Source organism: Mycobacterium scrofulaceum (genome assembly GCF_001667885.1).
GTDB classification, from domain to species: domain Bacteria; phylum Actinomycetota; class Actinomycetes; order Mycobacteriales; family Mycobacteriaceae; genus Mycobacterium; species Mycobacterium scrofulaceum_C.
Genome location: NZ_LZJW01000139.1, coordinates 1 through 19,089, shown reverse-complemented (window position 1 = coordinate 19,089; position 19,089 = coordinate 1). Strand labels below are relative to the sequence as shown.

16 protein-coding genes and 1 pseudogene are annotated in these 19,089 nt (G+C 70.0%); 11 read left to right on the top strand and 6 right to left on the bottom strand.

The genetic code is table 11. From position 1 onward, the window contains the following. Nucleotide 1: 1 nt before the first annotated feature. On the bottom strand, nucleotides 2-1,186 hold the full coding sequence (gene hsaA, locus A5681_RS19960; RefSeq protein ID WP_067279053.1) for a 3-hydroxy-9,10-secoandrosta-1,3,5(10)-triene-9,17-dione monooxygenase oxygenase subunit: 1,185 nt from the start codon (nucleotides 1,184-1,186) through the stop codon (nucleotides 2-4). A gap of 158 nt (nucleotides 1,187-1,344) precedes the next feature. On the opposite strand from hsaA, the gene A5681_RS19955 reads away from it, so the two are divergent. Beyond that, nucleotides 1,345-2,427, top strand: coding sequence for a ferredoxin--NADP reductase (locus A5681_RS19955; RefSeq protein ID WP_067279050.1), 1,083 nt, complete (start codon nucleotides 1,345-1,347; stop codon nucleotides 2,425-2,427). Nucleotides 2,428-2,477: 50 nt separating this feature from the next. Then, nucleotides 2,478-3,011 (top strand): hypothetical protein, encoded by a 534-nt coding sequence (locus A5681_RS19950; RefSeq protein WP_067279047.1) that lies wholly within the window; start codon nucleotides 2,478-2,480, stop codon nucleotides 3,009-3,011. Between the two features lie 93 nt (nucleotides 3,012-3,104). Here the strand turns inward: A5681_RS19950 and A5681_RS19945 are convergent, their stop codons facing one another. Then, nucleotides 3,105-5,222: an acyl-CoA dehydrogenase gene (locus tag A5681_RS19945; protein ID WP_067279044.1), complete on the bottom strand. Its 2,118-nt coding sequence runs from the start codon at nucleotides 5,220-5,222 to the stop codon at nucleotides 3,105-3,107. A gap of 336 nt (nucleotides 5,223-5,558) precedes the next feature. Here A5681_RS19945 and kstR point away from each other — a divergent pair, with 336 nt between their 5' ends. Further along, nucleotides 5,559-6,155 carry a cholesterol catabolism transcriptional regulator KstR gene (kstR, locus tag A5681_RS19940; RefSeq protein WP_067279200.1) on the top strand — a complete coding sequence of 199 codons (597 nt, stop codon included), beginning with the start codon at nucleotides 5,559-5,561 and terminating at the stop codon, nucleotides 6,153-6,155. A 13-nt stretch (nucleotides 6,156-6,168) separates the two neighbouring features. On the opposite strand, the gene A5681_RS19935 is transcribed toward kstR, so the two are convergent. Further along, nucleotides 6,169-7,248: a LacI family DNA-binding transcriptional regulator gene (locus tag A5681_RS19935; RefSeq protein ID WP_067279040.1), complete on the bottom strand. Its 1,080-nt coding sequence runs from the start codon at nucleotides 7,246-7,248 to the stop codon at nucleotides 6,169-6,171. A gap of 129 nt (nucleotides 7,249-7,377) precedes the next feature. On the opposite strand from A5681_RS19935, the gene A5681_RS19930 reads away from it, so the two are divergent. Genes A5681_RS19930 through A5681_RS19900 form a run of 7 tightly spaced genes read left to right on the top strand, consistent with a single transcriptional unit; the run spans nucleotide 7,378 to nucleotide 13,724 of the window. Further along, nucleotides 7,378-8,304 carry a metal ABC transporter solute-binding protein, Zn/Mn family gene (locus A5681_RS19930; protein WP_067279037.1) on the top strand — a complete coding sequence of 309 codons (927 nt, stop codon included), beginning with the start codon at nucleotides 7,378-7,380 and terminating at the stop codon, nucleotides 8,302-8,304. Continuing rightward, complete coding sequence (locus A5681_RS19925) at nucleotides 8,301-9,125, top strand: metal ABC transporter ATP-binding protein (protein WP_067279034.1); 825 nt, start codon at nucleotides 8,301-8,303, stop codon at nucleotides 9,123-9,125. The genes A5681_RS19930 and A5681_RS19925 overlap by 4 nt, the downstream gene beginning before the upstream one ends. After that, the gene (locus A5681_RS19920; RefSeq protein WP_067279032.1) at nucleotides 9,122-9,982 is read left to right on the top strand and encodes a metal ABC transporter permease; all 861 of its coding nucleotides are present in this window, start codon (nucleotides 9,122-9,124) and stop codon (nucleotides 9,980-9,982) included. Before A5681_RS19925 ends, A5681_RS19920 begins: the two co-directional genes overlap by 4 nt. Nucleotides 9,983-10,018: 36 nt before the next feature. Beyond that, entirely contained in the window at nucleotides 10,019-10,732 is a 714-nt protein-coding gene (locus A5681_RS19915) for a sensor domain-containing protein (RefSeq protein WP_067279029.1), read from the top strand. Nucleotides 10,733-10,791: 59 nt separating this feature from the next. Then, nucleotides 10,792-11,550 carry a LamB/YcsF family protein gene (locus A5681_RS19910; RefSeq protein WP_067279026.1) on the top strand — a complete coding sequence of 253 codons (759 nt, stop codon included), beginning with the start codon at nucleotides 10,792-10,794 and terminating at the stop codon, nucleotides 11,548-11,550. Then, entirely contained in the window at nucleotides 11,550-12,467 is a 918-nt protein-coding gene (locus A5681_RS19905) for an MBL fold metallo-hydrolase (RefSeq protein ID WP_067279024.1), read from the top strand. Before A5681_RS19910 ends, A5681_RS19905 begins: the two co-directional genes overlap by 1 nt. A 15-nt stretch (nucleotides 12,468-12,482) precedes the next feature. Then, nucleotides 12,483-13,724: an SLC13 family permease gene (locus A5681_RS19900; RefSeq protein ID WP_067279022.1), complete on the top strand. Its 1,242-nt coding sequence runs from the start codon at nucleotides 12,483-12,485 to the stop codon at nucleotides 13,722-13,724. On the opposite strand, the gene A5681_RS19895 is transcribed toward A5681_RS19900, so the two are convergent. Continuing rightward, a complete protein-coding gene (locus tag A5681_RS19895; RefSeq protein WP_067279019.1) occupies nucleotides 13,721-14,032 on the bottom strand; it encodes a DUF3303 domain-containing protein in 312 nt (103 codons plus the stop codon). The genes A5681_RS19900 and A5681_RS19895 overlap by 4 nt on opposite strands. An 87-nt stretch (nucleotides 14,033-14,119) precedes the next feature. Continuing rightward, nucleotides 14,120-16,738 carry a LuxR C-terminal-related transcriptional regulator gene (locus A5681_RS19890; RefSeq protein WP_067279014.1) on the bottom strand — a complete coding sequence of 873 codons (2,619 nt, stop codon included), beginning with the start codon at nucleotides 16,736-16,738 and terminating at the stop codon, nucleotides 14,120-14,122. 179 nt (nucleotides 16,739-16,917) lie between these two features. On the opposite strand from A5681_RS19890, the gene A5681_RS19885 reads away from it, so the two are divergent. Then, complete coding sequence (locus A5681_RS19885) at nucleotides 16,918-18,315, top strand: 2-polyprenyl-6-methoxyphenol hydroxylase-like oxidoreductase (protein WP_231996377.1); 1,398 nt, start codon at nucleotides 16,918-16,920, stop codon at nucleotides 18,313-18,315. A gap of 2 nt (nucleotides 18,316-18,317) precedes the next feature. On the opposite strand, the pseudogene A5681_RS19880 reads toward A5681_RS19885, so the two are convergent. Further along, nucleotides 18,318-19,025, bottom strand: a pseudogene (locus A5681_RS19880) (glycerophosphodiester phosphodiesterase family protein); the annotation flags it as partial. Nucleotides 19,026-19,089 lie beyond the last annotated feature (64 nt).

Genomic DNA, 19,089 nt, shown 5'->3' with positions numbered 1-19,089 from the left:
GCTAGACCATCGTGTCGCCCGGCGGCAACCCGAACTCGTTGTTTCCGAAGATCTGGTAGGCCCGCTCGGGGTCGTTGGCCGCGTGCACCCGGCCGGCATGCGCGTCACGCCAGAACCGTTGCACCGGTTGGTCATTGGCCAGCGCGGTGGCGCCCGAGGCCTCGAACAGCCGGTCGATGGAAGCGATCGCACGCCCCGTCGCGCGGACTTGGTCGCGCCGGGCACGGGCGCGCAGCTCGAACGGGATCTCCTTGCCGGCCGACAGCAACGCGTACTCGTCGGCGACGTTGCCGCTCAGCTGGCGCCACGCCGCGTCGATGTCGCTGGCCGCCTCGGCGATGCGCACCTTGGCGAACGGGTCGTCCTTGGCCTTCTCCCCGGCGAACGCCGCGCGCACGCGCTTGCCCTGGTGCTCCACGTGCGCGTCGTACGCGCCGTAGGCCATGCCGACGATCGGCGCGGAAATCGTGGTGGGATGCATTGTGCCCCAAGGCATCTTGTAAACCGGGGCGGTGTTGGTCTGGTACCCGCCCGCGGTGCCGTCGTTCATCGCCTTGTAGGACAGGAACCGGTGCCGGGGCACGAAGACGTCCTTGACCACCACGGTGTTGCTGCCGGTGCCGCGCAGGCCCACGACGTGCCAGACGTCGTCGATGCGGTACTCACTGCGCGGGATCAAGAAGCTGCCGAAGTCGACCGGCCGGCCGTCCTTGATCACCGGACCGCCGAGGAAGGCCCACGTGGCGTGGTCACATCCCGACGACCAGTTCCAGGAGCCGTTGACCAGATAGCCGCCGTCGGTCACCACGCCGGCGCCCATCGGCGCGTAGGACGACGAGACCCGCACGTTCGGGTCGTCGCCCCAAACCTCCTCCTGGGCCTGCTGGTCGAACAGCGCCAGATGCCAGTTGTGCACGCCGATGATGGAGCTCACCCAGCCGGTGGACCCGCATGCGCTGGCGAGCCGTCGCACCGCCTCGTAGAACAGGCCCGGATCGCATTGCAGGCCGCCCCATTGCTCGGGTTGCAGCAGCGTGAAGAAGCCGATGTCCTGCAGGTCCTGAACGGTCTCGTCGGGCAGCCGCCGCAAATCCTCCGTCGCCTGAGCGCGCTCCCGAATGCGGGGGAGCAGATCGTCGATGCCGGCCAAAACCGACTGCGCGTCACGTTGTTGAATGGACGTCACTTAAGTTTGCCTCCTGGGCCAGACTTACTCAGCGGGCTTACACCAGAGACTAGAACACGTTCCGATTTGTGTCGAGCAGGGTATTCCTGCGGCTGGTAGCGATACGAATCCGCTTTTCTGTAACATGTTCTAGTTGTAACGAGAGGGAGGATGGGGTCTTGGCCGAGGCCAACCTCGACGAGCCGCTCGGTGACCATGTGCTGGAACTGCAGATCGCCGAGGTCGTCGCCGAGACGGACGACGCGCGGTCGCTGGTGTTCGCGGTACCCGACGAGCCGGGCGATCCCGAGATCCCGCCCGAACGGCTGCGCTATGCGCCCGGGCAATTCCTGACGCTGCGCGTTCCCAGCGAGCGCACCGGGTCGGTGGCCCGCTGCTACTCGCTGTGCAGCTCGCCGTTCACCGACGACGCGCTGACCGTCACGATCAAACGGACCGCGGACGGCTACGCGTCCAACTGGCTGTGCGAGCACGCGCGGGCGGGCATGCGGATCCACGTGCTGGCCCCGTCGGGCAACTTCGTGCCCAAGACGCTCGACGACGACTTCTTGTTGATGGCCGCGGGGAGCGGCATCACCCCGATCATGTCGATCGCCAAGTCGGCCCTCGCCGAGGGCAGCGGCCAGGTGACCCTGCTCTACGCCAATCGTGACGACAGGTCGGTGATCTTCGCCGACGCGCTGCGCGAACTGTCCGCCAAGTACCCCGACCGGCTCACCGTGGTGCACTGGCTGGAATCGCTGCAGGGGATGCCGAGCGTGGCCGCCCTCGCGAGGCTCGCCTCCCCCTATACCGGCCGGCCGGTGTACATCTGTGGGCCCGGACCGTTCATGGATGCGGCCCGCGAAGCGCTGGAAACGCTGAAAGTGCCTGCGGCGCAAATGCATATCGAGGTGTTCAAGTCGCTGGACTCCGACCCGTTCGCGGCCGTGAAGATCGAGGACACCGCCCCGGGCGACTCGCCGCCGGCCACCGCCGTGGTGCAGCTCGACGGCGAAACCCACACCGTGTCGTGGCCACGCAACGCCAAGTTGCTCGACGTCCTGCTGGCGAAGGGCCTTGACGCGCCGTTCTCCTGTCGCGAGGGCCACTGCGGCGCGTGCGCGTGCACCTTGCGCAGCGGCAAGGTGAGCATGGAGGTCAACGACGTGCTCGAGCAGCAAGACCTCGACGACGGCCTGATCCTGGCCTGTCAATCTCACCCCGAATCTGATTCGGTAGAAGTCACCTACGACGAATAGTCGCGGGGTTAGGTTCACCCTTAGGGTTGGCGAACCGAAAGGGGAGCGGCATGAAGCGACTGATCACCGGGTGCGCGGTCATCGGATCGGCGTTGGCGTTGCTGCCCTACCCCGCCGCCGGCGCGGCCAGCAACACCGCCACCACGTTGTTCCCGCTCGACGGGCCCAACCAGCTCGAGACGCGCACCATCCTGAATTGCTTCAAGGCCGACGGCCACTGCGACTTCACCGCCGGGGCGGACATGCTCACCCCCGACGGGGTGACCGGCTTCCCGAACGGCCTCTGGGCCCGGCAGACCACCGAGATCCGCTCGTCGAACCGGCTGGCCTACCTGGACGCGCACGCCACCGGCCAGTACGAGCGGGTGATGAAGTCGATGGGGTCCGACGAGATCACCACCGTCTACTTCGGTGAGGGGCCGCCGGAGAAGTACCAGACGACCGGGCGCATCGATTCCACCGATTGGCAGACCGGTCAGCCCAAGACCGACAACAACGTCATCGTGTGCACCCACATCCAGGTGGTCTACCCCGGGGTCAACATCACGTCGCCGAGCACCTGCGCGCAGACGACGTTCTCCTGAGGTTCTCTAAGCCGCCGATATTGCACCCGCGGTCGTGATCTCGTGAAATCCACGACCCTGGTGGCAATCTCGGCGGATTCTTCGCAGAGCCCGTCAGCGGGGTAGCCCGAGGAGCCGCTCGGCGGCCACGGTGAGCAGGATCTGCTCGGTGCCGCCGGCGATGGTGAGGCAGCGGGTGTTCAGGAAGTCGTATACCGCGTGATTGCGGACCAGCCCGCCGCCCTCGGAGACGTCCATCATGTACTCGGCCAGCGCCTGCCGGTAGCGCACCCCGATGAGCTTGCGGACGCTGGACTGCGCCCCCGGGTCCTGCCCACCGACCGCGAGCTGGGCGATCCGCTGGTCGAGCAGCGCGCCGGTCTGGGCGATGACGATCAACCGCGCGAGCCGGTCCTGCTGCGCCGCGTCCAGGTCGAGCTCGCCCAGCACCTTGAGCAGCTCCTCCATCGGGTTGCCCAGCGCGGTGCCGGTGGCCATCGCGACCCGCTCGTTGGCCAGCGTCGTCCGGGCGAGCCGCCAGCCGTCGTTCACCGCGCCGACCACCAGCTCGTCGGGCACGAACACGTTGTCCAAAAAGACCTCGTTGAACAGCGAGTCACCGGTGATCTCGCGCAGCGGGCGGATTTCGATGCCCGGCGAGCGCATGTCCACCAGGAAGTAGGTGATGCCCTTGTGCTTCGGGGCGTCGGGGTCGGTGCGCGCCAGGCACACACCCCACCGGGCCTTGTGGGCCGCCGACGTCCACACCTTCTGCCCGGTGAGCAGCCAGCCCCCCTCACCACGAACCGCCTTGGTGCGCAGCGACGCCAGGTCCGAACCGGCTCCCGGCTCGGAAAACAGCTGACACCAAAGGAATTCACCGCGCAGGGTGCCCGGCACGAAGCGCTCGATCTGCTCCGGCGTGCCGTGCTCGAGAATCGTCGGCGCCGCCCACCAACCGATGACCAGATCCGGTCGGGCCACGCCGGCCGCTGCCAGTTCCTGATCGATCAGCAACTGTTCGGCCGGTGACGCGCCACGACCGTGCGGCGCCGGCCAGTGCGGCGCCTGCAGCCCGGCGTCGGCGAGCGCCGCCTGCCGCTTCTCTTCGGGCAGCGCGGCGATTTCGGCGACGGCCGCGGCGATCTCGGCGCGCTGGCCCTCGACGTCGGTGAGGTCGATCCCCAGGCGGCGGCGCACGCCGCCCTGGGTCAGCTCGGTGACCCGGCGTAGCCAGCGTTCGGGCCCACCGAGGAACCGGCCGATGGCGTGCGCCCGCCTCAGGTAGAGGTGCGCATCGTGCTCCCAGGTGCAGCCGATGCCGCCGAGCACCTGGATGCAGTCCTTGAGATTGGCCTTGGCGGCGGTGATGCCGATGCTCGCGGCCAGCGCGGCCGCGATGGAGAACTGGTCCGGATCGCGCTCCGCCGCGGCGCGGGCGGCGTCGGCGGCGGCCACCTCGGTCTGCTCGGCGCGGCAGAGCATCTCGGCGCACAAATGCTTGACGGCCTGGAAGCTGCCGATGGGCTTGCCGAACTGCTCGCGGACCTTCGCGTAGTCGACGGCCGTCTCCAGTGCCCACCGGGTCAGGCCCGCCGCCTCGGCAGCGAGCACGGTGGCCGCCAGTTCGTCGACGCGCTGACGCGAATCCGACACGACGGCGGCCGGCGCCGACGTCAGCACCACCCTGGCCAACGGGCGGGAGAAGTCGGTCGCCTCCAGCGGCTCGACCCGCACACCGTCGCTCTCGGTGTCGACGAGGAGCCACGTTCCGTCGGCCGGCACGAGGACCACACCGCCGTCGGCCGCGCCGAGCACCAAGGGCAGCGTTCCCGACGCGCGCTCGCCGTCGAACCGGGCGTCGCCTTCCAGCGCCAGCCCGGCGAAGCGTTCGCCGGCGGCCAGTGCCGCCAGCAACTCGGGATCGGTGACGACGAGCGTCGCCAGGGCGGTGGTCGCGACCGGGCCGGGAACCAGCGCCTTGGCCGCCTCCTCGACCATGGCGCACAGGTCCTCCACGCTGCCGCCGGCGCCGCCGTGCTCCTCGGCGATCGCGACGCCGAAGATGCCCAGGTCGGCGAGGCGGGCGAAGACGGGGCGCCAGGCGTCGGCGTCCCCCTGCTCGACCTCGCGGATCGCCGTCGTCCCGCCCGGCCCCGACGTCGAGTTGCGGGCCCAGTCGCGCACCAGGGCGCGCGCGGCGAACTGCTCGTCTGTGACGGTCGCTACCACCCTCGGGACCTCCGCGTCCTTTGACTCGACGTGACTCGGGGCCTACGACCCCTAGCTCTCGATTCTCCTGCTCGGCTCGGGTCGCTGCGCAACCGGCCTCGTCGCTGACTAGAACGTGTTCTAATAGTGCCAGCGATCGACCGTCAAGTCGAACGCCATCACAGCAGCACATGCGGCTGTCCCGGCGGTACGGAGGTGGGAAATTCACACTCAGCATGCGTATCGTTTGCAAGCGAGCCGCCAGGAACAGGAGCAACCCGCCATATGCCAGCCAGTGCCAACTCGAGGGCCAACGCGAGCCGCGGTTCTGACTCGCAGCCGCGTGAGGTGATGAACGTGGCGGTACTGGCGGAGTCGGAACTCGGCTCGGAAGCACAGCGGGAACGCCGCAAGCGGATCCTGGACGCCACCATGGCGATCGCGTCGAAGGGCGGCTACGAGGCGGTCCAGATGCGCGCCGTCGCGGACCGCGCCGACGTGGCGGTGGGGACGCTGTACCGGTACTTCCCGTCGAAGGTGCACCTGCTGGTGTCTGCGCTGGGGCGGGAGTTCAGCCGCATCGACGCCAAGACCGACCGGTCGTCGGTCGCCGGGGGCACGCCGTTTCAGCGGCTGAACTTCATGGTCGGCAAGCTCAACCGCGCGATGCAGCGCAATCCCCTGCTGACCGAGGCCATGACGCGCGCCTACGTCTTCGCCGACGCGTCGGCGGCCAGCGAGGTCGACCAGGTCGAGAAGCTGATCGACTCCATGTTCGCCCGGGCCATGGCCGACGGCGAACCGACCGAGGACCAGTACCACATCGCCCGGGTGATCTCGGACGTGTGGCTGTCCAACCTGCTCGCCTGGCTCACCCGGCGAGCGTCGGCCACCGACGTCAGCAAGCGGTTGGACCTGGCCGTGCGGTTGCTGATCGGGGACCAGGACTCGTAGCCGGGGATCGGCGCTAGGCCGGCGGACCGGCGGTGCGGCCGCGGATCAGCTCGGTGTCCAGGACCTCGACGGCCGGCAGGCCCGACCGCGGCGGACGCAGCAACAGCTCCCCCGCCCGGCGGCCCTTCTGCAGGCTCGGCTGCGCCACCGTGGTCAACCCTCGCCCGATCGCATCGGGCACGCCGTCGAAACCGGTGACGGTCATCTGGCCGGGCACGTAAATGCCATGTGCGCGAAGGTAATCCATGGCCGACAGGGCCAAGACGTCCGCCGTGCACATCAGCGCGGTGATCCGCGGATTGGCCTCCAGGGCCACCTTGGCGGCGGTTCCCCCGGACTCCGGCAGGTGCTCGTAGCTCTCCACCACGGTCAGCGTGTCGGGGTCGACGCCGGCGGCCGTCATCGCCTCCCACACGCCGATGATGCGTTCGCGCTGCACGTCGAACGCCGGCGACCGCAACCGCTCGCCGTCGACCAACCCCTGCCGGCGGTCGCGGCCCAGCCGCATGGTCAGCAGCCCGATCTCGCGGTGCCCCAGCCCGAGCACGTAGTCGGCCAGCTCCCGCATCGCCGCCCGGTCATCGATCCCCACTCGGGACACACCGGTGAGCCCCTTCGGCTGGTCGACGACCACGACCGGCAACCGGCGCTGCAAGACGACCTGTAGGTACGGGTCCTCGTCGCAAACCGAATACACCACGAAGCCGTCCACACCGGCGCCGAGCACCGCCCCCGTGCCGTCCTGGATGCTGCGGCCGGGCCCGACGGCCACCAGCAGCAGGCCCTGCCCCAGCTCTTCGCAGGACTGCGCGACCCCGGCGACGAAGTCCCGCGCCGCCGGGTCGCTGAAGAAGTAGGGCAGCGGCTCGGCCATCACCAGGCCGACCGCGCCCGCCTTACGGGTGCGCAGCGACCGCGCCACCGGGTCCGGACCCGCGTAGCCCAGCCGCTTGGCGGTCGCGAGCACGCGTTCACGTAGGTCGGCGGAGAGTTGATCCGGCCGGTTGAACGCGTTCGAGATGGTGGTGCGCGAAACCTTCAGTTCGTCCGCCAACGATGCCAGAGTCGCACGCCGGCGCGATGCGGGACCCACAGTCGGTGACGCTACAGCGAATCCGCATGTGCGCCTAAGCGCGCTCCACTCGCCGCTTTGTAATGGAAACGATTTTCATTAGTATTATGGGTCGGCCGACCGGCCGGCGAGAGGACATCGGACGTACGCATGGCGCTGACGCGGGGACGAATCGCGGTGGCCGGCACGCGGCGCTGGCTGCCCGCCGTGCTGGTCATGCTGGCCGCCGTCACGGGCTGCGGCGGCCCGGCACACCCGCGGGCGGCCGCGGTCGTGGCCTCCACCGGAGTCTGGGGCAGCGTGGCAAGCGCGATCACCGGCCGGCACCTGGCGGTCAAGTCGATCCTGACCGGGGGCGACACCGACCCGCACTCCTACCAAGCCAGCCCCGCGGACGCCGCGGCCATCACCGACGCCAGCCTGGTGGTGTACAACGGCGGCGGTTACGACCCCTGGGTGGACCAGGTGCTGGCCGAGCACCCCGGCGTCAAAGCGATCGGCGCCTACTCGTTCCACAACGACTCGGCGGAGCAACCGGCCAACGAGCACGTCTTCTACGACCTCGACGTCGCCAAATCGGTCGCCTTCGCCATCGCCGACCGGGTCGCCGCCATCGACCCCGCCAACGCCGCCGACTACCGGGCCAATGCGGCCGCGTTCTGCCGCGGCGCCGACGCGATCACCATCTCCGAACACGCCATCGCCAGCGCCTTCCCCGGCACCGGCGTCGTCGCGACCGAACCGGTCGCCTACTACCTGCTGGCGGCGTCCGGTCTGGTCAACCGCACGCCGGCCGCCTTCACCGCGGCCAACGAGAACGAGACGGACCCCTCGCCCGCCGACATGGCGTTCGTCCTCGACCTGATCGACCACCATCAGGTCGCGGCGGTGCTGGTCAATCCGCAGACGTCGACCCCCGCGATCAACGGCGTGCGCGACGCCGCGCGACGCGCGGGCGTGCCGGTCACCGAAGTGAGCGAGACGATGCCCGACGGCACGGATTACCTGACGTGGCAGCGCAACACGGTCAACCAGCTGCTGGCCGCGCTCCAGTCGCGTCGGTCAGTGCAACCGTGAGCCTCGACGCGGTCCCCGCCGTCGAAAGCCAACCGCATACCGTCTCGCTGCGCGGCGCCCGGCTGGCGTTCGGTGACCGGGTGCTGTGGGACCACCTCGACCTGTCGGTGTCGCCCGGCGAATTCATCGCCGTCCTCGGCCCCAACGGCAGCGGCAAGACGTCACTGCTCAAGGTGCTACTGGGGCAGTTGCCGCTGTCCGCCGGCGTCGCGCTGGTGGACGGACGGCCGATGCACTCCGGTAGCGGCCGCGTCGGCTACGTGCCGCAGCACCGGCCGATGGACCACGACGTGATGCTCCGGGGACGCGACCTGGTTCGGCTGGGCGTCGACGGGCATCGTTGGGGCGGCATGCCGCCGAGATCCGCCGACCGGGCCCGCCGCCGCGAGATGGTGGCCGAGGCGCTGCGACAGGTCAACGCCGAGCATCTGGCCGACGTCAGGGTGGGCGTGATGTCCGGCGGCGAGCTGCAGCGGATCCGCGTCGCGCAGGCGCTGGTCAGCGACCCCATGCTGCTGTTGTGCGACGAGCCGCTGCTGGCCCTGGACCCGGCGAACGCCAAGCTGGTGTCCGCGCTCATCGACCGCCGCCGCCGCGCTGCCGCGACCGCCGTCATCGTCGTCACCCACGACCTGAACGCGATCCTGCCCTACGTGGACCGGCTGCTTTATCTGGTGGACGGACGATTCCGGATCGGCACCGTCGACGAGGTGATGACCACCGAGACGCTCTCGACGCTGTACCAAGCCGACATCGCGGTGGTGAAGGTCAAAGACCGCTACGTGGTGGTCGGCGAGACGACCGACTGGACCCACCCGTGAATCACCGACTCACCGGCGTGCTGGCCCACCTGCTCGACTTCGACGTCACCGCCCACCTGCTGCGCCACGACTTCGTCCAGCAAGCCCTGCTCGCCGCCGCCCTGCTGGGATTGGTCGCCGGGCTGATCGGGCCGTTCATCGTGATGCGGCAGATGTCGTTCGCCGTGCACGGCTCCAGTGAATTGTCTTTGACCGGAGCGGCTTTCGCGCTGCTGGTCGGCGTCGAGGTGGGGGTGGGCGCCCTGGTCGGCAGCGCTTTGGCGGCCGCGCTGTTCGGCGTGCTGGGCCGGCGGGCCCGCGAGCGCGACTCGGTCATCGGCGTGGTGCTGGCCTTCGGGCTGGGCTTGGCGGTGCTGTTCATCTACCTCTACCCCGGCCGGACGGCGACGAGCTTCGCGTTGCTCACCGGACAGATCGTCGGCGTCGGCTACACCGGGCTCGGCATGCTCGCGCTGGTGTGCCTGCTCGTCGTGGCCGTCGTCGCGACGTGCTACCGACCGCTGTTGTTCGCCACCGTCGACCCCGACGTCGCGGCGGCGCGCGGCGTGCCGGTTCGGGCGCTGGGCATCGTGTTCGCCGCGCTGGTCGGCGTGGTGGCCGCGCAGGCCGTGCAGATCGTCGGCGCACTGCTGGTGATGTCGTTGCTGATCACGCCGGCGGCGGCCGCCGCCCGGGTGGTGGCCTCGCCGGCGGCGGCGATGGTGACCTCAATCGTCTTCGCCGAGGTCTCCGCCGTCGGCGGCATCGTGCTGTCGCTGGCGCCCGGCGTCCCGGTGTCCGTCTTCGTCGCGGGGATCTCCTTCCTGATTTACCTGGTCTGCTGGTTGCTGGGGCGCCGACAGGAGGTCGCCGCCTAAGCTGGTCGGCACAGACGGGCCCGCGTCCGAAAGGCTCTGGTGCGTAGCCAATTCGCGATCGTCCTGCAGTCGGCGGTGTGTGCCCTCACGGCGGGCTGCACCACCCTCGTCGGCGGAAACGCCGCGCCCGCGGACACCCGCGGTCCGCTATCGCAGGCCCCGGTGGCCGTCACCGCCCTGGACGCCCTGCTGCTCGACGACAGAAGGATCAACGACATCCTGGGTGCGGGAATGCGGATCCGGTATCGCACCCAGGACATGTGGGACTCCAGCCAGACGTTCAGTGAGAAGAGCTGCCTGGCCATGGCTGGGCCCGCCCAGCAGGCGGTATACGCCGACACCGGCTGGACCGCGGTGCGCGGTGAGCGACTGGACGACAGCTATGACGACCCGAACGTGCGCAACGACTCGGTCAACCAGGCCGTGATCGCCTACCCCACGGCCCGGCAGGCCAACGCGTTCTACGACGCATCGGTGCGGAGGTGGTCCGCCTGCGCCAATCGCCGATTCGTCGACCACCCTCCGGGGCAGCCCGAGATTGCGTGGGCGGTGGCCGATTCCCACAAGGTCAGCGGCACGCTCAGCACGTCCGAGGAGCAGCAAGGCAGCGAAGACGGTTGGCGGTGCCAGCGCGCGTTGACCGCGCGCAACAACGTCGTCATCGACGTGGCCGCCTGCGGGTCCTTCCTGCCCGGCGCCGCCGCGGTCGACGTCGCCCAGCAGATCGCGGCCGCGGTCGTCACCCGGTAGCGACTCCGAAGGCGACCGCCTCCCCGAACGGCGGCGGCGCCGCCCCATAAGCTGGGCGGGTGGCCGGTATCGACCTCAACGCCGACCTGGGCGAGAGCTTCGGCGTCTGGCGCCTGGGTGATGACGACGCCATGCTGCGGATCGTCACCAGCGCCAACGTGGCGTGCGGGTTTCACGCCGGGGACCCCGCCGGCCTGTTGCGGGTCTGCCGGTCGGCCGCCGAGCGCGGCGTCCGCATCGGGGCGCAGGTGAGCTATCGCGATCTGGCCGGGTTCGGCAGGCGGTTCATCGATGTCGCCGCCGAGGACCTGGTCGCCGACGTCGTATATCAGATCGGCGCGCTGCAGGCGATCGCGCGCGCGGCCGGTTCCGCGGTGTCCTACGTCAAACCCCATGGCGCGCTGTACAACACGATGGTGACCAACCACGACCAGGCGGCGGCGGTCGCCGAGGCGGTGCGGATGGTGGACCCGGCGCTGCCGGTGCTGGGCATGGCCGGTTCGGCGTTCTTCGACGAAGCCTCGCAGCGCGGCCTGCGCACGGTGGCCGAGGCGTTCGCCGACCGCGCGTACCGGCCGGACGGCCAGTTGGTTTCCCGCCGCGAACCGGGCGCGGTGCTGCACGACCCGCCGGCGATCGCCGATCGCGTCGTGGGCATGGTGACCTCCGGCCGGGTCACCGCCGTCGACGGCACACCGATCACGGTCACCGTGGAATCGGTTTGCGTGCATGGCGATTCGCCGGGCGCCGTGCAAATCGCGACGGCCGTGCGCGATGGACTTGCGGCCGCGGGCGTCGAGCTCGGGGCGTTCGCCTGATGCGGCTCAAACTCGGCCGGCCCGACATCGCGCGGTACGCACATCGGTTCGACGCGCCAGCCGCCGAAGCCGGGTCCCTAGCGGTGACGTGGATGGGCGTGGCGACGCTGCTGATCGACGACGGCTCGTCGGCGCTGCTGACCGACGGCTACTTCTCCCGGCCGAGCCTGGCGCGGGTGGCCGCCGGCAAGGTCGCGCCGTCGCCGGCCCGCGTGGACGGCTGCCTGTCGCGGGCCAAGGTGTCCGCGCTCGAGGCCGTCGTCCCGGTGCACACCCACATCGACCACGCGCTGGACTCCGCGCTCGTCGCCGACCGCACCGGTGCGCGACTGGTGGGCGGACGGTCGGCGGCCAACGTCGGGCGCGGCTACGGGCTGCCCGAGGACCGTCTCGTGATCGCCGCCAGCGGCGAGCCAATCCCGTTGGGCGCTTACGACGTGACGCTGGTGGAATCCCACCATTGCCCGCCGGACCGGTTTCCCGGCACGATCGACGCGCCGCTCACCCCGCCGGTCAAGGCGTCCGCCTACCGCTGCGGCGAGTCCTGGTCGACGCTGGTCCACCATCGGCCGACGGGCCGGCGGCTGCTGATCCAGGGCAGCGCCGGATTCGTCAAGGGCGCGCTGGCGGGTCACCGCGCCGACGCCGCCTACCTGTCCGTCGGGCAGTTGGGACTACAGCCGAGGTCATACCTGACCGATTATTGGACCGAGACCGTGCGCGCGGTGGGGGCGCGCCGGGTGATCATGATTCACTGGGACGATTTCTTCCGGCCGCTGTCAAAACCGCTGCGGGCCTTGCCCTACGCGGGCGATGACCTGGACTCCTCCATCCGTATCCTCGACGAGTTGGCCGCACAGGACGGTGTGGCGCTGCACCTTCCGACCGTGTGGCGACGCGAAAACCCCTGGGCCTGAAACGGTTTCGATACATTGACTTTGACACTTGCGCTGGTGCTGCTCGCTGCCGTCCTGGCCTTCGCCGTGGTGCGCCCGCGGGGCTTGCCGGAGGCCGTGGCGGCGGTTCCCGCGGCCCTCATCCTGATCGCGGTCGGCGCGATATCGGTGCATCAGGCGGTCGAGGAGGTGGCCGGGCTCGCGGGGGTGGTCGGGTTTCTGGGTGCGGTGCTGGTGCTCGCCAAGCTGTGCGACGACGAGGGCCTTTTCGAGGCGGCGGGTGCGGCGATCACGCGCGGGAGCGTCGGGTCGGGGGGCCTGCTGCGGCGGGTGTTCGTCATCGCGTCGTTGATCACCGCCGTGCTGAGCCTGGACACCGCGGTGGTGTTGCTGACGCCGGTGGTGCTGGCCGCCGTGCGTCGGCTGCGGACGCCGGTGCGCCCGTACGCCTACGCCACCGCGCACCTAGCCAACGGCGCCTCCCTGCTGCTGCCGGTCTCCAATCTGACCAATCTGCTTGCGTTCCACACCGCCAACGTTTCGTTCATCCGGTTCACCCTGTTGATGGCGTTGCCGTGGGTGGGCGTGGTGATCACGTTGTACGCGGTCTTCCGGTGGTTCTTCGCCCGCGACCTGCGCGTGCAGCCCCATCCGGAGGAACCGGGGCCCGCGCCGCGGCCGCCGGTGCTGGTGCTGGTCGTCGTAGGGCTGACGCTGGCCGGCTTCGCCGTCGCCCAGTCCGTCGGCGTGGACCCGGCCTGGGTGGCGCTCGCCGGCGCGGCGGTGCTGGCGGTGCGCAGCCTGAGCCGTCGGCATACGTCGGTGATCGACATCGCGCGGTCGGCCCACGTGTCGTTTCTGGTGTTCGTGCTCGCGCTGGGTGTGGTCGTGCGGGCGGTCATGGTCAACGGGATGGACAAGGCGATGTCGGCGGTGCTGCCATCCGGTTCCACGTTGCCGGCGCTGCTGGCCATCGCGGCGGTGGCCGCCGTGCTGGCCAACGTGGTGAACAATCTGCCCGCCACCCTGGTGCTGCTGCCACTGGTCGCGCCGAGCGGGCCGGTCGCCATTCTGGCCGTCCTGCTCGGCGTCAACATCGGACCGAACCTGACCTACGTCGGTTCACTGTCGAACCTGTTGTGGCGGCGGGTGCTTCGCCAGCACGACGTCGACGCCGGTGTCGGCGAATACACCCGCCTCGGCGTGTGTACCGTGCCGGTTTCCCTGGTGCTCGCGGTGCTCGCACTCTGGGCGTCGGCACGGCTGCTCGGCGCCTAGCCGATCGCCTCCCTGAATTCCACGCCCTGCTGCAGCGCCTGCGCGGCTTCGGCGATGTCCACCACGGGATAGATCTGGTAATCCAGGATCGTGGCGAATTGGCTTGTGGTCTCGACCAAATCGGCCGGGTTGTCGGATTCCACCACCGCGAATCCGCCGCCGCCGTCGATGCGGCCGACGAACTGGTGATACGTCGTGGTCTGCGGTTGCGACCACTTTGAGTACGCGGCCAGGCCCCGTCGCAGGCTCTCGTCGTTCTCGGCCGCCGTGCCGTTCAGGCGGTATGTCCACGCCACTACGTACTTCATCGCGATCTCCTTTTCTCGTTGGGGATCGCAACGCTATGGCCGATTTCCGTTGTGCGCACGAGTAGTCGACTACTCCACCGCGGTGGTTCAGTCAGACCCCGGTCCTGACCGGATGATCGACGCGAGTTCCTCGCGGGACTGGGCGCCCACCCGCTGACAGGCGCGGTAGACGTGGCCCTCCACGGTGCGTACCGACATCACCAGCTTCTCGGCGATCTGGCGGTTGGACAGGCCGGCCACGACGAGTTCGATGACGTCGCGCTGGCGGCCCGAGAGTTTGAGGCCCGCCGGAGTCCGTAATGCCGGCGTGCACAAGCCGCCACACTCCTCGGCCAGTTCGCCGGCCAGCGCCGACGCATAAAGCCCGCGCTTGTGTTGCTGTCCCTCGATGAACGCGGCGGAGGCCTGCGCGGCCGCGTCGGCGGCCGCGGCCCGGTCACCGATCGTGCGGTAGGCCGCCGAAACCGCCAGGAGGCCTTCGCCGTTCCCGGCGCGCAGGGCCTCGGTGTGCGAAGCGATGGCATCGGCCAGCGGCAGCGCCAGCGCGTCGGCCAGGGCGCGGGCCCGCGCCGCCCCCGAGGCATCCCCCCACTGCGCCGCGGCCTGTATGCAGGCCAGTTCGTGGGTCGGCTGGCCGCGGTCGCGGGCGACTCGGGCGGCCGCCTGCGCCGTCGCGACGGCCTCTCCCGGGCGACCACTCGCCGCCAGCGCCCACCCATCGGCCAGCGACAGGCCGGTATGCATGAACAGGTAGTCGGCCGGCACGCAGGACCGCGCTCCCGCGACCGCGTCGTTCGCCTCCACCGCGTGCCCGAGCTTGCCGTGCGCCTCGGCCAGCGCGAAGTAGCTGGCCGGGCGCAAACCGCTTGTGGTCGCGTGTATTTGCGCCCCGGCAAGCGCTTCATGCACCAGCCGCACCGCGTCCGCCACCGCCCCGCGGGCCAAGTCGGCATTCCCGAGCAGCAGGGCCAGGTTCGCGTAGGCCAGCCCCGGAATGTCGCGCGCCGAGTCGGCCACTTCCTTTGCGAAGCGCACGAATTCGTCGATCCGGCCCGTCAACCGGCAGGCCCGGCCATACACCGCGCCGAACCAGAACCGCATGTGTGACGCCTCGAACGACGTAGTCGCGCGGCGCAGCGCCTGATCGGCGACGGTGGCCAGGCAGTCGACCCGCCCCAACGCGCCCATCGCCATGACCAACGCCAGCGACGCCATCATCGCGTGGAAGTCCGGTAGCGGGTCCGAATCCAGTGCGGTCCTTGCCCTTTCGGCGGCGACCTCGCAGCGTGCGGCCACCGCATCCAGGCACGCCTGTACCGCTAACCGCTCGGCGACCTGACCCGGCTTCTCGTCGGCCGCCGCCAGCTCGTCGAGGATCGCGGCGGCGTCCGCCGGCCTGCCGAGCATCCAGACCAGGTTGGCCGCGCGCAAGGTCGCCCAATGGTGGCGATCCGGCGGATCGCTTTCGGTGATCGCGCTCAACGCCTCCTCGGCCTGCTCGCCGCGGCCGAGCAGTATCAGGTTCATCGCCCGCACCCCGGCGGCCCCCGGCGCCGCGGCCCGCTCCGCGGCGTTGGCGAGCCGGTCGGCCAACTGAAGATCCAGCAATGTCATCGCGTGCCGTGCCGATTCCAGATACAGCTCGGGTTGCGGGTCCAGGTCCGACTCGAGGCTCAGCAACGCCCGGCGCACCGTCGCCTGCATGTCGGCGTCACCGTCCTGCGCCAGCCGGGTCGCCAACCGGCCCCGCACCTTCGACAAATACATCTCGCCCGCGCTCGCGCGGCGAAGCTCACCGAACAGCGGGTGCGCGAGCCTGGCCATCAGCCCGCCGGCGGTGCGCTCGACGTTTACCAGGCCCATCGCCTCGGCCGCCACCAACTCCTCGCGAGACACCAAGTCGCACAACAAATCAACGGGCAATGGCTCACACTGCGACAGCGTGTCGACCACCAGCGCCAGCGGCGGGGTCAGGCGACCAAGCTGTCGTCCGACCGTTTCATACAAGCTGGCCGAGACAGCGACGTCACCATCCCACATCCAGACCCCGGCCACCTGCCGCACCCGGCCGGCCGCCATCTGGTCGCTCAGCAGCTGCCGCAAAAACAGCGTGTTGCCACCGGTGAGCCGCCGGAACCGGTCCGCGCAGCGCGCATCGACCGGACCGCCGAGCGTGCGCTCGATCACCTCGCGCGTGGCCGCGGCCGACAGCGGCTCCAAATCCAGGCGAGAGAGCAAACCGTCCTTCCACAGCGCCGTGACCGCATCGGGCTCTTCGCTGCCGGAGCGCACCGTGACCACCAGCCGCGCCCCGCCGGTCTGTGCGAGCTGGTGAATCACCAGCGCGGACAACCCATCCAGCAGGTGCGCGTCGTCGACTCCCACCACCACGCGCCCGCGACGTTGCCGCGCCACAAACGACTCGATCACGCGCCGGACGTTGGTCAGCGGATCCGACATGCCCTCGCCCAATAGGCCGATGAACGCCCCGAGGGGCAGCGCCCGGGCCGATTGGGTGCCCACGATCCACTGAATCCGTTCGCCCGACGCCCCGGCCCGCCGCAGCGCTTCACGGGCCAGCCGGGTCTTGCCGACCCCGGCGGCGCCCGCGATCAACACCCCGGAATGCTGGTCAGCTCCGCTCAGGGCGCGGCGAATGGTTGCCAACTCGCCGTCACGCCCAATCAGCAGGTCGCCGCCGATCACGCGGCGACTATAGCCGCGCGGCGGCACCGCGCGGGCCGGATTGCCACCGTTTCGCGTCCGCGTTGACCGGCCGGTGCGCAGCGCGCGGTCACAACTCGCGTAGCCGACTACGCTATCGGCCCCCACCGAGCGCTGTGAGCATGACGTTTGTCAGTCAGCGGTCAGAAAGGCGGAGTGCCATGTCCGACATGAAGGCGAAGATCGGCGGTCACGCGGTGGTGTTGGGGGCGAGCATGGCCGGTTTGCTGGCCGCGCGGACGCTCGCCGACTTCTACGACACCGTGACGGTCGTCGAGCGTGACCCGCTCCCCGACGCTCACGCCGCCCGCCGGGGCGTGCCGCAGGGCAGGCATCTGCACGCCCTGCTGGCCCGCGGAGCGCGGGCGATCGAGGGGATGTTCCCCGGCGTCCTCGATGAGATGGTTCGCGACGGCGCGCACTTCTTCGACGGCCACGATCTCTCCGAGCTCTACTACGACATCGGCGGGCATCTGGTGGCGCGGCGCGGCAGCGCCACCGGGCTGACCGCCTACAGCGCGACGCGGCCCTTCCTCGAAGATCACGTCCGCACCCGGTTGCGCGAGATTCCCAACGTCTCGTTGCTCGACGAGCACGTCATCCTGGGCCCGGTGTCGACCCTGGACCGCCGCCGCGTCACTGGCGTGCGGGTGGTCTGCGGACGCACCGGCGAGCCCACCACGCTGCCCGCCGACCTGGTCGTCGACGCCACCGGGCGCGCCGCCCGCACGCCGACCTGGCTGGACCACTTGGGGTACGACCGCCCGCGTGAGGATCGCGTCGAAGTCCAGCTGACCTACGCGAGCCAGGCGCTGCGCATGACGGAAGAGGTGCCGCGCGAGCTCGGCTTCCTCGTCGGGATCGTGCCGGGCAGGCCCAGGGGTTGCGGCCTGCTGCACTGCGAGAACGACAAATGGCTCCTCACGGTGATGGGAGTGGCCGGCCACGAGCCTGCGGCGCTCGATCTTGCGGAGATGTGCGATTTCGTCGCGGACTGCGCGCCGGCCCATCTGCTCGCCGCGGTGCGCGCTGCCGAACCGATCGGGGAACCGGTGCGCCACCGGATGCCGTGCAGTCGGTGGCGCCGCTACGACAAGCTGCGGCGCTTCCCCGAGGGCCTGCTGGTCATCGGCGACGCGATCTGCAGCTTCAACCCGGTCTACGGCCAGGGCATGACGGTCGCCGCGCTCGAGGCGTTGGCGCTGCGCGACTGCCTGTCCGCCGGCAGCGACGATTTGGCGCGACGCTTCTTCCGTGCCGCGGCGGCGCCGATCCGCCAGGCCTGGCAGCTGTCGACCAACCCCGACCTCGCCCTGCCCGAGATCCATGGCACACCACCGCTGGTCGCACGGCTGTTCAACAGATACGTCGATCGGGTGCTCACCGCGGCCGAAACCGACACCGCCGCGCTGAATCAGTTCATCAGAGTCACCTCGCTGGTCGACCCGGCGACGCGACTGTTGCGCCCCAACATGATCTGGCGCGCAGCCCGCGCGCGCCGATCCGACTTCGATGCCCGGGTCGTGCCCGCGCAGACCCTGGTGAAAGCGGCGTCCTGACGCTAAGTGCGGCGGTAGGCGGGTGGCAGCGGCATTCCGAATTCGGCCAGCACCCCGCGCAATAGCGTCGGATAGTCGGTGATGAGCCCGTCGACCCCATCGGCGATCAGTTCGCGCATGGTGGCCGCATCGTCGACCGTCCACGGGATCACCTGCAGCCCAAGGGTATGCGCGCGATCGACGTACGGTCTGCCGGTGACGAGCTGGTACCGGGGCGAGACGATGTCCGCGCCTACCAGCTTCGCCCCGATCATCGGGTCGCCAATGGCGGCGGGGTTCTCCCCCGCCAGCCATGGCGAACCGGGCGCCCAGGTTTCCTCGTTGTACAAGGCCACCAACGGGATTGACGGCTCCGCCCGGCGAACCAACGCCAGGGTCCGCCAGTCGAAGCTCTGGATCTCGACCTGGCCGACCTTGCCGGCCGACCTGACGGCCGCCAAAATCACGTCGACGAATTGTTGTGGCTCGGCCGAAGTGCCGGGGCGATCGGCGGCCACCTTGGTCTCGATGTTGTAGCGCACGGCGGCGCGGTAGGAATCGGCGAGGGCGAACACCTCCGGCAGGACGGCTATCTTGTTGCCGCGCACCACCTCGGCGTCCGGAAACTCGGCCAGCCGCCGGCCGCAGTCCAGCGTGCGGATCTGGGGCAGGGTCAGCTCGTGCACCAGCTTTCCCACGTAGGGGTACTGCGGATCCCCGGCGGACGCGGGGAGACCACCGAGGAGTCGTTGCGGGCCTTCGCGAAATCGCTCGAATTAGGTGTCAGCACACTCG